The sequence below is a fragment of the Sphingomonas sp. RS2018 genome, from assembly GCF_054489605.1.
Genome location: NZ_JBTMWL010000004.1, coordinates 314,936 through 329,259 on the forward strand (window position 1 = coordinate 314,936; position 14,324 = coordinate 329,259).

Annotated in this window: 13 protein-coding genes and 1 pseudogene; 4 read left to right on the plus strand and 10 right to left on the minus strand. The window is 62.4% G+C overall.

Features of this window, described 5'->3' with window-relative positions; all coding sequences use genetic code 11:
* Nucleotides 1-114 precede the first annotated feature (114 nt).
* Genes ACX40P_RS13675 through ACX40P_RS13685 form a run of 3 tightly spaced genes read right to left on the minus strand, consistent with a single transcriptional unit; the run spans nucleotide 115 to nucleotide 2,314 of the window.
* A complete protein-coding gene (locus ACX40P_RS13675) occupies nucleotides 115-654 on the minus strand; it encodes a hypothetical protein (protein WP_459126906.1) in 540 nt (179 codons plus the stop codon).
* A complete protein-coding gene (locus tag ACX40P_RS13680; protein ID WP_459126907.1) occupies nucleotides 654-1,394 on the minus strand; it encodes an ABC transporter permease in 741 nt (246 codons plus the stop codon). Before ACX40P_RS13680 ends, ACX40P_RS13675 begins: the two co-directional genes overlap by 1 nt.
* The gene (locus ACX40P_RS13685) at nucleotides 1,391-2,314 is read right to left on the minus strand and encodes an ABC transporter ATP-binding protein (protein WP_459126908.1); all 924 of its coding nucleotides are present in this window, start codon (nucleotides 2,312-2,314) and stop codon (nucleotides 1,391-1,393) included. Before ACX40P_RS13685 ends, ACX40P_RS13680 begins: the two co-directional genes overlap by 4 nt.
* 84 nt (nucleotides 2,315-2,398) lie before the next feature.
* On the opposite strand from ACX40P_RS13685, the gene ACX40P_RS13690 reads away from it, so the two are divergent.
* From ACX40P_RS13690 to ACX40P_RS13700, 3 genes are all read left to right on the plus strand, one after another.
* Nucleotides 2,399-2,887: a hypothetical protein gene (locus ACX40P_RS13690; RefSeq protein WP_459126909.1), complete on the plus strand. Its 489-nt coding sequence runs from the start codon at nucleotides 2,399-2,401 to the stop codon at nucleotides 2,885-2,887.
* Nucleotides 2,887-3,129, plus strand: a complete 243-nt coding sequence (locus ACX40P_RS13695; protein ID WP_459126910.1) for a helix-turn-helix domain-containing protein — start codon at nucleotides 2,887-2,889, stop codon at nucleotides 3,127-3,129. The genes ACX40P_RS13690 and ACX40P_RS13695 overlap by 1 nt, the downstream gene beginning before the upstream one ends.
* A 272-nt stretch (nucleotides 3,130-3,401) precedes the next feature.
* Nucleotides 3,402-3,806, plus strand: coding sequence for a hypothetical protein (locus tag ACX40P_RS13700; RefSeq protein WP_459126911.1), 405 nt, complete (start codon nucleotides 3,402-3,404; stop codon nucleotides 3,804-3,806).
* A 10-nt stretch (nucleotides 3,807-3,816) separates the two neighbouring features.
* On the opposite strand, the gene ACX40P_RS13705 is transcribed toward ACX40P_RS13700, so the two are convergent.
* From ACX40P_RS13705 to ACX40P_RS13725, 5 genes and pseudogenes are all read right to left on the minus strand, one after another.
* A complete protein-coding gene (locus tag ACX40P_RS13705) occupies nucleotides 3,817-4,533 on the minus strand; it encodes an IS6 family transposase (RefSeq protein ID WP_459126912.1) in 717 nt (238 codons plus the stop codon).
* A gap of 58 nt (nucleotides 4,534-4,591) precedes the next feature.
* Nucleotides 4,592-4,882, minus strand: a pseudogene (locus tag ACX40P_RS13710) (IS6 family transposase); the annotation flags it as partial.
* 121 nt (nucleotides 4,883-5,003) lie between these two features.
* A complete protein-coding gene (locus ACX40P_RS13715; protein WP_459126913.1) occupies nucleotides 5,004-5,420 on the minus strand; it encodes a BLUF domain-containing protein in 417 nt (138 codons plus the stop codon).
* A gap of 169 nt (nucleotides 5,421-5,589) precedes the next feature.
* Entirely contained in the window at nucleotides 5,590-5,997 is a 408-nt protein-coding gene (locus tag ACX40P_RS13720) for a BLUF domain-containing protein (RefSeq protein ID WP_459126926.1), read from the minus strand.
* Nucleotides 5,994-6,365, minus strand: a complete 372-nt coding sequence (locus ACX40P_RS13725; protein ID WP_459126914.1) for a hypothetical protein — start codon at nucleotides 6,363-6,365, stop codon at nucleotides 5,994-5,996. The genes ACX40P_RS13720 and ACX40P_RS13725 overlap by 4 nt, the downstream gene beginning before the upstream one ends.
* Before the next feature lie 698 nt (nucleotides 6,366-7,063).
* On the opposite strand from ACX40P_RS13725, the gene ACX40P_RS13730 reads away from it, so the two are divergent.
* Nucleotides 7,064-7,858, plus strand: a complete 795-nt coding sequence (locus ACX40P_RS13730) for a hypothetical protein (protein ID WP_459126915.1) — start codon at nucleotides 7,064-7,066, stop codon at nucleotides 7,856-7,858.
* A gap of 346 nt (nucleotides 7,859-8,204) precedes the next feature.
* Here the strand turns inward: ACX40P_RS13730 and ACX40P_RS13735 are convergent, their stop codons facing one another.
* Both ACX40P_RS13735 and ACX40P_RS13740 read right to left on the minus strand, forming a co-directional pair.
* Nucleotides 8,205-11,291 carry a sugar-binding domain-containing protein gene (locus tag ACX40P_RS13735; RefSeq protein ID WP_459126916.1) on the minus strand — a complete coding sequence of 1,029 codons (3,087 nt, stop codon included), beginning with the start codon at nucleotides 11,289-11,291 and terminating at the stop codon, nucleotides 8,205-8,207.
* 88 nt (nucleotides 11,292-11,379) lie between these two features.
* The gene (locus ACX40P_RS13740; protein ID WP_459126917.1) at nucleotides 11,380-13,683 is read right to left on the minus strand and encodes a glycoside hydrolase family 95 protein; all 2,304 of its coding nucleotides are present in this window, start codon (nucleotides 13,681-13,683) and stop codon (nucleotides 11,380-11,382) included.
* Nucleotides 13,684-14,324: the final 641 nt, after the last annotated feature.

The following is a 14,324-nucleotide window of genomic DNA, read 5'->3' on the forward strand; positions in this document are numbered from 1 at the left end:
GGAGTTGGTTCGTCGCGGCATACGGCATCCTCGCCTTTTAGCTGATGCTCGATTCGCCCTTTCGCTAGGCGCCGATCCCATCGACCACGCCCACGATGTCGCGATCAGCGCTGGCTACAACAGGTACTGATCGCCAAACACGATCGCTGCCGTCACGGCGGAGAGGATCAGATATGATGCGAAATAGTCCCGCGCACGCGCGTCGAACATGCGCGATCCCGCCCAAGCCAAATAGCATAGTGCGCCAGACGTGATGATCGGAAGCGTCCAATAGCCGGCGCCGAGCACCAGGCTGACCCGTGCTTCATCGTTGGGCAGGACGACGCTGATGCCGGTCGCCACCACGCGCATGAACGCGGCCCATAACAGGAAGGCGAAAGCGATCGGATTGGCCTTGCGGCGCACGGCCAGATAGGCGAGCAGCGCCTGCGCGTAGGTAATCGCCGGCCCGGCCGCCGACAGCGCCAGCATCCGCGCTTCCGTCGCGCCGCCCCGCGGTGTGACGCCGTTGAGGCTGAAGGACACGTCCAGCCCGAGGGCACGCCCGACGATCCAGTGCGCGCCTTCGTGGATCAGGTAGGTGACTGGGCCGGCAAGGATGAGCGCGAGATAGAAGTGAGCGTCGACGCGCGGGCGGGCGTGGCGTTCAGTCATCACAGCACCTCCCGTTTCGCCAGATGCGCGATCAGGAACACGCTGGCGATCGCGCCGCCGCCCATCCCCAGCATCAGTGCGGTGTCGGGGCGCCAGGCGTCCCTCGCCATCATGTTGATCGGCATCTGCCACGGCAGGAACACGCCCTGCCATGCGCCGTTCGCCACCATCGCGAAGAAGGCACCGGCGATCCCCGTCGCCATTGCCGGTACGAAGCTGGCGAAACGGATCGCCAGCCACAGCTGGATAGCGGTCATCAGCAGCGACGAAAAATACATCTTCAGCAGCGTGGTCGCGACGACCGCGAGTCGCAGCGTGCCTGTGGGCGCGATCGCGGGCTTCACCAGCGCGGCCGCCTCGACCGCCACGACGCAGAGCACAAGCAGGATGACGCTCATAATCGCGGTGAGCACCGCCGTGCACAACAGCTTGGCGGCATAGGGCATCCACCGCGGCATCGGCAGCGCGCGCAGGTGATCCCAGCTCCTCGGAGCATGCTCCATCTGCGCCATCAGAGCGGTCAGCGCGGTGATCGACAGCGGCAGCATGAACGCCGCCCACAGACCGGTCATGTTGCCCATCCAGACGAACCACGGCACCGCCTTGCTCATCCGCACGACGTTGAAAAACATGAAGATCGCAATGATCGATGGTGCGACAACCGCGAGTAGCGCGGCGAGCGAACGACGGAGCTTGCGGATCTCAACCCCCAGCACGGTCGCGAAGGACGGAGCGTTCATGCCGGCACCTTCAGGTCGGCGGAGACGCTGGCGGTGTAGAGGTGCTCGAGCGTCGTCGATTGCTCGCCAATGCCGGTGAAGGGCAGTTCGGCCTCGATCAACAGGCGGCTGATTGCGGCGACGCGGTCGGCTATATCGGTCGCCGGCGTCACGGGCACGACGACATCGTCCGCATCCAGAATGGCGGCGAAGGTCGGTGCCAGCCGGGCGACAACCCGTGCGGATGCCGGCGTCCGGACCCGGATGCGACGGGCAGCGAGCGCGCGCAGATCGTCGAGCCGCCCCTCCCGGACCAGGCGGCCGCGGTGCATGATGCCGATGTGGCTGGCGCTGTGCTCGATCTCGCTCAGCAGATGGCTTGAGACGAGGACTGTGGCGCCACTGCGCTCGGGCAGGTCGCGCAGGAAGCTGCGCATCTGGGCGATACCGTTGGGATCGAGCCCGTTAGTCGGCTCGTCGAGGATCAGCAGGCGCGGCGATCCCAGCATCGCGCGCGCGATTCCCAGGCGCTGGCGCATGCCCAGCGAATAACCCGCAACGCGCCGGTCGCGGGCGGACGACAGGTCTACCAGTTCGAGCGTCCGATCGATCTCGCTTGACCGCAGCCCGATCAGCCGGCGGGTCAGATCAAGGTTCTCCGCCCCCGTCAGATTGACATAGAACCCCTGCGCCTCAAGCAGCGCGCCGACCTGCCGCGCAATCGTCTCGCGGTGCGTCGCCACATCCAGCCCGTCGATCAGCACCCGCCCCGCGGTGGGCGCGATCAGGCCGAGCAGCATCTTCAGCGTCGTGGTCTTGCCCGACCCGTTGGGACCGACAAAGGCGTAGACCGCCCGGGCCGGCACCGTCATCGCGACATCCTCAACCGCCAGCGTCTCCCCGAACCGCCGCGTCAGGCCTTCCGTCCGAACCATAATCATATCGACCCTCGAATCTTTAAGTCTTATCTAAATTCACAGGACTTCGTTCTTTAAGTCAAACATAAATGTGATAGGATGGCAGGCATGAGATATGCGACCGCCGCCCACTTCCGCACCGACTGCGCACGCCTCAGGCTACTGGCGATGGTGACGGCCGGGGGCATCGTCTGCGCGATCGCGCTGTCGTGGATCGTGCCGCTGCTGCGCAGCGACCTGACGCTGTCGCATCCCATCCTCGTCGCGGACATCGTGCGGCGCCTGCCCGATTTCTGCTACGTCGTGGGCATCGTCTTCATGGGGCACGCACTGGGAAGGCTGGCGAAGGGGCGCCCGTTGCAGGCGACGCTCGCGCAGGCGCTGCGGCGGATCGGCTGGACGATCGGTATCGGCAGCGTGCTCGACGTGTTCGTGGTGACTAACGTGATACGATGGATCCTCGGGACGCGCGGCGGCTACGGCATGTTCGACGTCGGCAGCATAACGCTGGCGATTCTCGGTGGCGCGCTCATTATGCTTGGGTATGTCATCGACCATGCCGTCCGCTTGCAGGGCGAGATGGACGAGATGTTCTGATGCCGGTGCGGATCATCCTGAACGACCTGATCGTCGCCCGCGGCATCAAGGCGCGCGACCTGGCGGCGGAGGTTGGCCTTAGCGAGACGCAGCTCTCGCTGTTCCGCTCGGGCAAGGTCCGCGGCATCCGTTTCAGCAGCCTCAACCGTCTATGCGCCGTGCTGGGCTGCAAGCCCGGCGACCTGCTGGACTATGACTTCGACCCCGCCGACCTTCTCGCGCCGGACGAAAGCGCGCCTTGACACCGAACGGGCGGCCCTGCCGCAACAACACATCGCATCAGCTACAAACGAATATGCAGCTCCCACAGAGGTGCTGTCGGTATTGTCAAAGCAAGGGCTCCATCTGCACTCAGGGCGTGGCTCTTCCCCGCATGCCTGCACATCGGCAGGCAAGCGGCAGCGTTCTCGGAACATAGCCGCGCGGTTTCGCAGCACTGACAGCTTCGTCTGCATGCCAGAACGCCGATAAAAATATCGTATGCCCCCGTTGCGGCGGCGGAGGTGCATTACGTTTGACAGCACCGATCGCCTCACTGCTGCATGAATTCGTCGCGAAGGTTGCTCTCGTTACGCTCTTCGAGCGTGATGCGACGGGGACACGGCACACGATGAGCAACAGCGACTTTCAGGTAAACGATTATGCCGACCGGGTGGCCGAGATCACCACCGTCTACCGCACCGAGAGCAAGGACATCGTCGAAGTGGAAGGCTTCTGGGCCGATACGGGGAACGCCTTCGATCGTCAGTTCCTTCCGTCAGCAATGCGTCTCGCAGCTGGCGAACTTGTCTACGTGATCCAGCAGGTAAAAGGCCCGCGTGGCGTTGGAACCTGGGTCGGTTTCCAATCGGCTAAGGCACCAAAGGGTGCTGTCAGTCTAAAGCGAACCGCTCTCCACATGATGCACGTCGGTCTTTGAAGGTCGCGGCCTAGCTGGCAAGCGTCTGCCACTCCGCCAGCGCGGCGGAGCGTCGTTCCCGGTAGGTCTGTCGGTCGATAAGGTGGCGCTCCAGGCTGAAGTGCTTGTGGACGTTGGCGTGGACGGAGGCGAATTTCTGCAGCGTCTTCATCTGTCGGAACCGCAGCATTGCGCGCTCTCGTCGTCGGAACGGCAGGTGGCTGTTTTCGACCCGGTTGTTGGCCCAGCGCCCGACCTCCTGCTTCTCGCGATTGCCAAGCTCGTTCATGGCCGCGCGGTAGCTGCGCAGGCCGTCGGTCGTGATCGCTTCCGGCGAGCCGTGGCGCTTGAGCGCCTTCTTCATGAAGCCGAGTGCTGCAGCCTTATCGCGGGTTCTCGTGACGTAGCTCTCGAGCACCTCGCCCTCATGATCTACCGCTCGCCACAGGTAGACCATCTCGCCGTTCAGCTTCACGTACATCTCGTCCAGGTGCCAACGCCAATGCCGGAAGCCGCGCATGCGGCTCACCCGCTGGCGGCGGATGTCCCCTGCAAATAGCGGCCCAAACCGGTTCCACCAGAGCCGCACCGTCTCGTGGCAAACGTCGATCCCGCGCTCGAACAGCAGGTCCTCCACGTTCCGCAGAGACAGCGGATAGCGAACGTACAAGAGTACGACCAGCCGGATCACCTCAGGGGACGAGTTGAAGTAGCGGAACGGCGAAGCTGGCTTGCAGGGACGAGGCATGTCCAGCCCCTACCCCGCCTTGCTTACTGATCAGTGCATTTGGTTTGACGGAGCCCATCTCACCGTTCAGCTTCACGTACATCTCGTCGAGGTGCCATCGCCAGTGCCGGAAGCCCCGCATACGGCTCACCCGCTGGCGTCGGATCTCGCCGGCGAACATCGGCCCAAACCTGTTCCACCACATGCGGACGGTCTCGTGGCAGATGTCGATGCCGCGTTCGAACAGCAGGTCTTCTACGTTCCGGAGCGACAGCGGGAAGCGCACGTACATCAACACTACCAGCCGGATCACTTCCGGCGACGAGTTGAAGTAGCGGAACGGACTGGCTGGCTTGCGCGGGCGGGGCATCTCACCAATCTAATCGGTAGCGCTTACCAGCTGGTGCATTTGCTCTGACAGCGCCCCCTGCAGCGTGTGATCACGTTTGCGGCAAAGTCCTGAAACGTGGTGGCTGAAGTTTTTGCTGTGCTTATCGCTTAGCTGAAAACTCAAATAGCAACTCGGCCAACCAGTCAGCGGAGCGGCGCATCTCCGTCGGCAAGGGACTATTCAGCAGCCGGGTGACATGCCTGGAGACGAACTGTGAGGGGCCATTATACGCGAGGCTCCAGTCCGCAAAGTATCTTGTCTCGAGCGGCTCGCGAGCGACGATAACGACCTCGTGGTGTCTCGGGTCGCGCCTGATCGACGCCATAAGCCGCTCGACGGAATCAGGCGCCCCCTCAAGGACTTGCGCGAAATGGGTCCCCGTAAACAGCAGCGCGCCTGTGATTTCGAGGGTTTGATTAACTAAGCGAGCGGCGGCAACAATGCGACGCACCTCGAGATCGGTATCGTTCGGCGCGATTGTGCTCTCGCTGATATACAATAGAGACTCTAACGCCATTCCGCGCTCCTTCCTTTGCGCTGGTTGGCAAACCTTTCCGTACCAATTGGTAAGCACCGGCTTCGTAAAATTACGGTGCGACCTATCAGATGCGAGGAAGACGATGGAGGTGCCGATGTAGGGTGCCGGGCCCGCCCCTTGGGCAATGATGATAGCCGCAGCATCCGGCTCAACCGTACGTTGCCATACCAACCAGCGACGACGTCAGGTGATGCGCGATGACGCCGATGTCCTTTCCGGTGTCCACCGTTACCAGATCGACAAGCCGCTGATCGATGAAGTCGTCCGGTCCAGAATAGGCCAGGCTCCATTTCGAGAACCGCCGTCGGTCATCGATCCCGGTATCGATGATGCGCATGTTCGCATGACGGTTATCGCACGCCAGCTTTCGTGCCATATCATCAACGAATTCGGCGGGCCCTTCAATGAACTGGACGAAATGCCGGTCGGTCCTGACCAGCGCGCCCGTGATCTCTACCCGCGCATTCCATAGCCGCGATCGCTCGACAATATCTGCGACCTGCCGGTCAAATGATATCCGGGCATCGCTGATGTACAACAGGCGACTGATCATCATCGAACGCACGCACGGCGTGCCTCGTCGCTATCCATTACCAGGATTACCCGCCGGGTGAGGGCGATATGGCGTAGAAGGTCGGCCATGAGCGATCTTGCTTGGGCTGTATAATCCAACCATTCCGGATGCTGGGGCGACTGATAGACCGCTGTGATCGCCCGCATCCGGCCCGCGAGACGCTCCCATCCGTCTCTGACAAGATGCATGTCGCTGTTGACCAATCCATTCTGATCGATCGCATGCTGACAGGCTATGAAGCATCCTGTAGCCGCGCCCGCCATTTGCAGTCGGATGGGTTTCAACGATGCGAACGTCGCGGCGTCGCCCTTCGCGATCAGTTTCTGCGCTTCATGTATTTGAGCGACCATGATGGCCAGAACGTCAGGTATCCGTCGCAAACGATATCCTTTTGCCAAGCCGCTGGAGCGTATCAACCCAGCAGCCGGGTAAGGCGTACATTGCCTGATCGACGAGAAAATAAATCTATGTGAATGCTCGCTATCAGTGCTGTGAATTTAATTTGCCGTGATAATTCCAGGTTCGCCGTAAAGCCTTTCACCTCCCAAGGGGCGCTGTCAGTCTAATGCTCATAGGTTTCTACACGTGCGGATCGCTGTTTGAGGGTAGGGAGCTAGCTTGCAGGGACACGTCCCTTTGGCAGGGCGGCACAGCGCCGTTTTCTGCGGAGCTCGCGATCGAAGAGGTGGCGTTAAAGATTAAGGGTGCTGTCAAAGCGACGGCCCCATACGAACTCAGCGCGAAGTTCTTCCCCACGGCCTGCGCATCGGCAGACAGGCGGCGGCGTTCTTAGAACATAGCCGAGCGGGTTCGCAGCACTGACAGCTTCAAGTGGCGCTGTCAAAGCAACTGCACTGGGCGCACCCGATGCGAGTTTATGCCCCGTTCGCCTGCCCTTCGGCAGGCGAACGGCTCTGTTCCCAGAACCAAGCCGAGCAAGTTCGCAGCACTGACAGCACGACCGGCATGGCGCACTACCCCTGAAGAACACGTTAGCTTGGATACTCGGAACGTTGGTGCGTTAGGTTTGACAGCACCGTCGGGAACGATGCCCAAGCGTGCCGCACCACGCGGAAAGAGCATACCGCTCGGGACAATAACGGCCGACCTGTCGCGCCTGCCGTCTCCTGCGGCGTACGAACTGATCCTGGAACTTGCCGGCACGCCGATCCGCAATCGCTGGTCGATCTGGGTCTATCCGTCGTCGCCCCTCGCCAAAGCGAACGAAGGCATCGTTGTTACGCAGGACTGGGCGATCGCGCGCACCGCGCTGGCCGAGGACAAACGTGTGCTGTTCCTGTCGGGTAATCCGCCGAAACCCAATCCGGACCTGGCAATGACGACCGTACCGATTTTCTGGAACCGGCTTATGAACCCGAGCCGGGCCTGGATGCTGGGTTTGCTGAACGACGTCGAGCACCATGCGCTCGCAGGCTTTCCGACAGAAGCCCACTGCGACTGGCAATGGGTCGATCTGATCGAGGGGACCACGGCGATGAACATTGAGGCGCTGGACCGGACCATTCGTCCGATTGTCCAGCCGATTGATGACTGGAACCGCAGCCTGCGCACAGCCCTGGCTTTCGACGTACGTGTCGGCGGCGGCCGTTTGATGGTCAGCGCTTTCGATCTGAGCGAAGACCCCAAGCAGGATCGCCCTGGGCGGGCATCGCTGCGCCGATCACTGATCGACCATATGACGTCCGAACGCTTTTCGCCGCTGGCATCACAGACGCTGGAGCAGCTCGACGACTGGGTTCTTGGCCGTCACACTGCGCCGACAAGCTCGATCGTGCCGCACCCCAGCAACGATGTCGTAGATCCAGGACAGCTTCGTCGTTGACCCCAAAGGACTTTAATCAAAACAAGGATTTAAGGGAAGCATGCACTCGCCCTTGCCTACATAGCGAACAGCGCGAGACGCTGGTCCGCGAGCGGATGTCCCCGCGCCGCGCCCTACCCTTGCCGTTGACTACGGCTGCTGCTGCAGCATGCTGCTCCGTCTCTATGTAGACCAGCATGCCAAGCTCACCGATACGCAGGCCATAGTTTTGTCGACCGTAGCGCAGCTTGACGGTGGCAGCGTGTAGCGACCGCTACATTCTGGCGCGCGCCGAGCATGCGATCGCTCAGTCTCGGCTGCGCCGCTTTGCTTATCGACCGGTGCGCCAGGTGTGAGGAAACGAACGTCAGTCGTCGCGATCCGCGAGCCAGCGTATCATGTTCGCCAGCAGCCGCCGTTGCAACGGGGCGACCATGTCGGGCATGCGATGCACGACCACGCGCATGCCGTCCTTGCGCGCGATCAGGCTCGCAGCGCCGTTGCGACGATCATGATCGCGGCTGTAGCCGGCGATGACCTCCACGGTCTCGCCATCGACCAGCAGGCCGTTCGAGGGCTGCCCTTCCACCTGATGCCAGACGCTGGTCGCGCGGTCGGCGGGGATGCCAGCGAACAGCGGATGCGCGCGCAGGTAGTTCCAATTGCCCATCCACGGCGCGCGCAAATTGCCGACCTGTCCCTCATAGCGGAACAGGCCAAGGGCGGCGAGTTGCCGCGCGACCCCGTCGGCCAGCCCGTCCTCAGGCACCAGGGCGATCAGCGGCGTGCCACTCTTCACCGCGGCAAGCACGTCCGCCGGCAGTTCGCCGAGCGCAAGCTTAGGCTTTTCGCCCGTCTTTGGCTGCGCTTCCAGCCCAGTTTGCTCGCCGATATTTCGCCGCGCGATTTCGTCCGCTTTCAAACCGGAGGCGATGATGCCGTCGTAGCGCCCGCCCTTCACAAAATCCTCGAAGATGGCATCGTTCATCGTCGTCAGTTTCAGCCGCAGCGACCGTGCGATTCCACTCAGGGCGATACGCGGTCGCCGAGGCAGGCGGGGAGCTGCCGCGACCACCCAGAACGCACGTTCGAACGGCGCATCGGGCGTGACGGAATGGACGAACCGCACACGCCATTCGCCGGCCTCGGTAAATGCTGGCAGCATCACCTTTTCTGCGATCAGATAACTGAAGACATCGCGTTCGTGCAGCGGAACCGGATAGGTGCCGACCATGCGCTGCCGCCCGTCCGGCGCGACAACCGACAGGCGCAGCGTGCCGGGGACCGCCCTGTTGGTGTCGTTGAACAGGTAAAGATCGACCTCGGCCGCCTCGCCAACGTCATAGGCCAGTCGCCGTTGCTTCGCGCACGGGCGCAGTGGCGACAGGCTGCGGCGTATGATCGCCGGGTCGGCCTTGAAGTGACGCAAATTGTCGACGATGCCTGAGTGGTTCTCGATCGCCGTCGTTTCCCATCCGCTGATCGCGGCGATGTCGACCGCATCGCCGATGCGGATGTTGTCGTGGTAATTCTCCCATGCGTCATAGCATTTGCGCCCGATCGACAGGAACAGATCTTCCAAGCTCGGAAACGCCTTGCGAAATCCCCAGCGGTCGAGGAACGCCTCCGTCCCCGCAAGGATCACACGGTGGTCGTCGATGTCGTACCCCTTGCCGCCGCGCGCGGTCAGTTCGGCAACGATTTTCGCATGGTTATCGGCGACCGCGCAGCCCTGCATCTCGCCAAATTCGACGATGAACGGCTTGCCCGTCTGGCGGTGGATGTAGCTGTCCTTCGACTGATAAAAACGGTCGTACCATTGGTCACCCGCACCCTGATGATTGACCCACCAGCCGCCGTGTGGCTCGACGTCGGAACGGCAATAATGGTCATCATAGGCTAGATACATTGCCTGTGCCGCACCCCGGCCGACGAAGCCGTCGTTCAGGATAACGGTGCGGCTGGGGTCGGTATCGTGGATCGCCTTCAGAACGCGCTGCACGTCGGGGTTGGCAAGGTTCGCGCCGATCTCGTTCTGCAGGGTATAGTGGGCGAGGCTGGGACGAGAGCGAAACGTTCGGGCCATCGCCACGCACTTTGCAACCGTGAAGTCGCGGCTGAACCGGTCCGCGTTCGAAAGCGTCTCGCCAGGTTTCAGGTCGCGGCCGATCGCGTGGCGACCGCCACCAGGCTCCATGACCCGCAGCAGCCCCATGCGGTCCTGCGCGGCGAAGACTTCCTCCTTGCCGACGTTGCGATGGAAATGCAGGGCGTTGAGGCCGAGTGCCTTGGCTGCCGTCACTTCCCGGGTCGCAAGTTCGGGGGTGGGCCACAGTCCGTTGTAGCCCCAATAGCCCCAGGAGATGGCCGAATAGAGCTTGATGCGATCCCCGTTCAGCCGAAGCATCGCATTGGTGCCGACGCCATCGACCGCGAACCAGCGGAAGCCGAATTGGGCGAGCCGGGTGTCGTCGTCCCAGCCGAAGCGGATGCGGTAGAGATTGGGATCCGCCAGCGTCCACAGCTTTGCATCGGCGGCGCGCAGTCGAAAGACGATGGTGGCGACATTGCCGTCGAGGTGCGCGCTCTCCCTCTTCACCGTTGCCGGCACGACGGTGCCGTCGGCATCGATCAACTGAACGCTCTCGCGCGTCGGCAGGCGACGAGGCGCCGTGGCGAACACCACCTCCATGTGGGCGGTCACTTCGCGCGGGTCGGGCGTGTTGAGCACCCACGCATCGCGGATGTGTGCGTCGAGCGGATGCGCCGACAGCGTCATGCCGCGATCGATGCCGCCGAAGCCGTGCGAGGCAAACAACTTCACCGCGCCCCAACCCATCGTCGTCGAATCGCGCCAGTCGTACCGTCCACCGGGATTGGTGATGCGGATTGCGAGCCGGTTGCGGCCGCCGGGCCGCATCGCCGTGGTCAGGTCGCAGTGGATCGGTAGTTCCGACATGATCGAGTAGCCGACCAGCCGTTCGTTCAGGAACACCTCCGCGCGCAGACGCGCGCCGCGAATGTGCAGCACCACGCGCTGCCCCTGTGCCGACGTCGGAATGTCGATCTCTCGCCACCACCACGATACACCGCGATAAGCGCCGTTCTGCGGCACGGCATCGTCCTCGGCGTAGCGGTATTCGTCACCGGTATAGGGCCGCGTGCCGAAGTCGCCCCAGTGATGTTCCTCGACCGTCGTCGGCAGGGTGACCGGTATGCCCGCACCGCCCCATAACGCGTTCCAGCCCCCGGTTGGCGGAGTGACGGGCAGCGTCGCCAGATCGACGTCGTCGGGCAGGAACAGGCGATCATCGGCGAACGGCGCCTCACGATCTATCCACAGGCGCCAGTCGTGGTCCGGTATATCACCCAGCAACGGTGCAGCATGGGTCGACGGGATGAAGGGAAGCGCCAGCCCCGCCGCGCCCACCGCCAGTGCCGTACGTCTGTCCATGCCCATCATGTGGTCTGTCCTTCGACATCAAGGGTAAGCGGGCGCGGCAGGCGACTGCTAAAATTCAGGCGGAGCGCTCCGGGGGCGCTTAGGACACGCGCAGATCCTCACCCGTCAGCTTAATGGCCCGGTTTGCACGCAGCATAACGGAGCGTGTTACGCCTGCGTGGCTGATCGTGCGTTTTCCGTCTATCTTGCTCGACAGCCTGGCCTCAGTCAGCCGTTTGCCACGCCACGTAATGTCGATTTCGACGCCGCCGCGTGCGCGCAGGCCGCGAACCGCGCCGTCAGGCCAGGCGTCGGGTAAGGCGGGCAACAGCAGGATCTTGTCCTCTGCTCCGCTCATCAGCATTTCGGTAATTGCCGCTGCCCCACCAAAGTTGCCGTCGATCTGGAATGGCGGATGAGCATCGAACATGTTGGGATAGGTGCGCTTGGGACCGATCAGGAACCGAAGGATGTCGTACGCGCGATTACCGTCTCGCAATCTTGCCCATAGTGCGATCCTCCAAGCCGTCGCCCAGCCCGTTGCCTCGTCACCGCGCAGGTCAAGTGACCGCTTTGCGGCATCGGCAAGACGGGGTGTGCCCTCCGTGCTGATCTGGTGACCCGGATAAACCCCGTACAGATGGCTAACGTGGCGGTGGTGCTGAGGGGCGTCGGCATCCCAATCCTCTTGCCACTCCTGCAGTTGTCCCTGCGCACCGACCTTGTACGGCGCAAGTTGCTCGCGCGTTTGGCGGAGCGTCCGTACGAAAGCTGCGTCGCGACCCAGGATGGTGGCAGCTTGTGCAGCCTGGTCGAAAAGGTCTCGGAGGATCGCCATGTCCATCGTTGGCCCTGCACACAGAGCTGACCCATGGCCATGGCTTAATTCTGGCGAGATTGACGGATTGGTGACCAGGAAGCCGCTTTTTGGATCTTTCTGCAGCACGTCGATGAAGAACAACGCCGCGCCGTGCAGTACCGGGTAAATGGACTGAAGATACGCCCGATCGCGACCATAATCGTACCGATCCCATAGATGGGTGCACAACCAAGCGCCGCCCATCGGCCACATGCCGTAGTTCGGTCCGTCGATCGGCGCTGTCGCCCGCCATAGGTCAGTATTATGATGGCAGACCCAACCACGTGCTCCGTACATCACGCGGGCGGTGCGTGCGCCAGTGATCGCGATTTCCTTGACCATCTGAACCAGTGGTTCGACGCACTCGGGCAGGCCGGTTATTTCTGCCGGCCAATAGTTCATCTCGGTATTGATGTTGATGGTGTACTTGCCGCCCCAAGGCGGACGGTTGGTGTCGTTCCAGATACCTTGGAGGTTTGCCGGCTGGCTCCCTGGGCGTGAACAAGCGATCAGCATATAGCGGGCGTAGTTGAAGTAGAGCGTGGCGAGCGCGGTATCCTGACCGGTTTCGCCAGAACGAACCCGCTGATCGGTCGGCAGGTCGGCGGCCGGGGTCCGGCCGAGGTCCAGAGAAACGCGTCGAAATAGTGCGCGATGGTCCGCCTGATGCCGCGCGACCAGTTTTGCCGCCGTGCCAACGGCGACGGCCTTTGCGATCTGCGCGATAGTCTTGGCCGCAGGGTCGCCGCTGACATCATCGAAACGCCGATAGCTGGTTGCCATCGCCACAAGCACGGTCAGTTCGTTGGCGCTCCGTACTCGCAATTGGTCGTCGACCCTCTCCACCGTGCCACCAATGGGTATCGCCCGTGCGCGGGTCTCATAGAGCAGCGCGCCTTCGGTTCCGTTTGCGGGCTCGTTGCGTCCAACGAGTAAGAGCTCGTCGTGCCTCGGTGTGCTCACCTGCGACCGCTCGGTCGGCTTGGCCAGCGAGAGATCGACGTCGATATGGCCCGGCGAGGATGCAGATAGTCTCACGACGATCACTTGGTCGGGCGCGGAGGCGAAAACCTCGCGCCTGTAGATTACGCCGTCCTTCTCCCACCGCGTCGTCGCGATTGCACCGTCCAGGTCTAGTTCGCGGCGATAACCCGGCAGTGGCGTCGCTGCCTCTAATGGTGTCACGGGGCTCGACGTACCCGTCGGCGAGCGTCCTGGCGGCACACCGCGGAAACCTGCCCGGTCGATTACCAGCGATCCCATCGTAGCATAGGGGCTCTGCCGCATCGGCGTGCCCATAAGACGTTCCTTTGTTCGCTCCGCCGCTTCAGCATAGCGGCCATCGAACACCATCTGCCGTACTTCCGGCAACGCCGCCAAAGCCGTTGGATTAGCCGGATCGTAGGGCCCTCCGGCCCACAGAGTATCTTCGTTCAGTTGGAGATATTCGCTGTCCGTCCCGCCGTGGACCATCGCACTGATCCGGCCGTTACCGACCGGTAGAGCCTCGACCCAAGTCGCAGCCGGCTGGGCGTACCACAGCATAGTATCCACTGTCGGTCGCGTTGGTTCGGCGGCGTATGCAACAGACGCCCCGCCAGTAAGGGCTGCGTTTGCCGCCAAAGCTGAAAGGCTTAACAAGGCATCTCTGCGCCTCATTTCGAGCGGAGCCGTCATCTTCTGCATTCCCTCTCCGCGGCCCGGTGATGCCGTCGAGACGACAATAAACTTACCATCGGAACATTCAATGGTGGAATTTACTTCCATTGGTGAAATGAAATGAGGACTTGCGGTTGTCTGACCCCTCTGCGCCGGGATCGATGACATTATTCAGATGACGAGAGTTATAGCAGCGATTAGCGCCCTTGCGCTGGCCTCGCGATATCCAGTCAAAGCCAGACCGTCACAGCACTGTTGGCAACGGCGCCGCACGCCTTCGGCCGAAAACGGGCTTCGTCAAACGAGATTCCCGTGTTGGTAAAGCTGGCCGAGGTACTCCCTCGACTTCGCTCGCCAACAGAGCGAACAGCGCTGGACCTTGAGTCGCGGGTAAGGCCTGCGGCGCGCCCCACCGATGCTGTCGGATGGGGCTGATGCTGGTGGGAGCAGCGGTGTGCTGCTCCATCGATGGAGACCAGCATGACGAAGCTCACCGATACGCAGACTATCTTGTTGTCGAGCGCCGG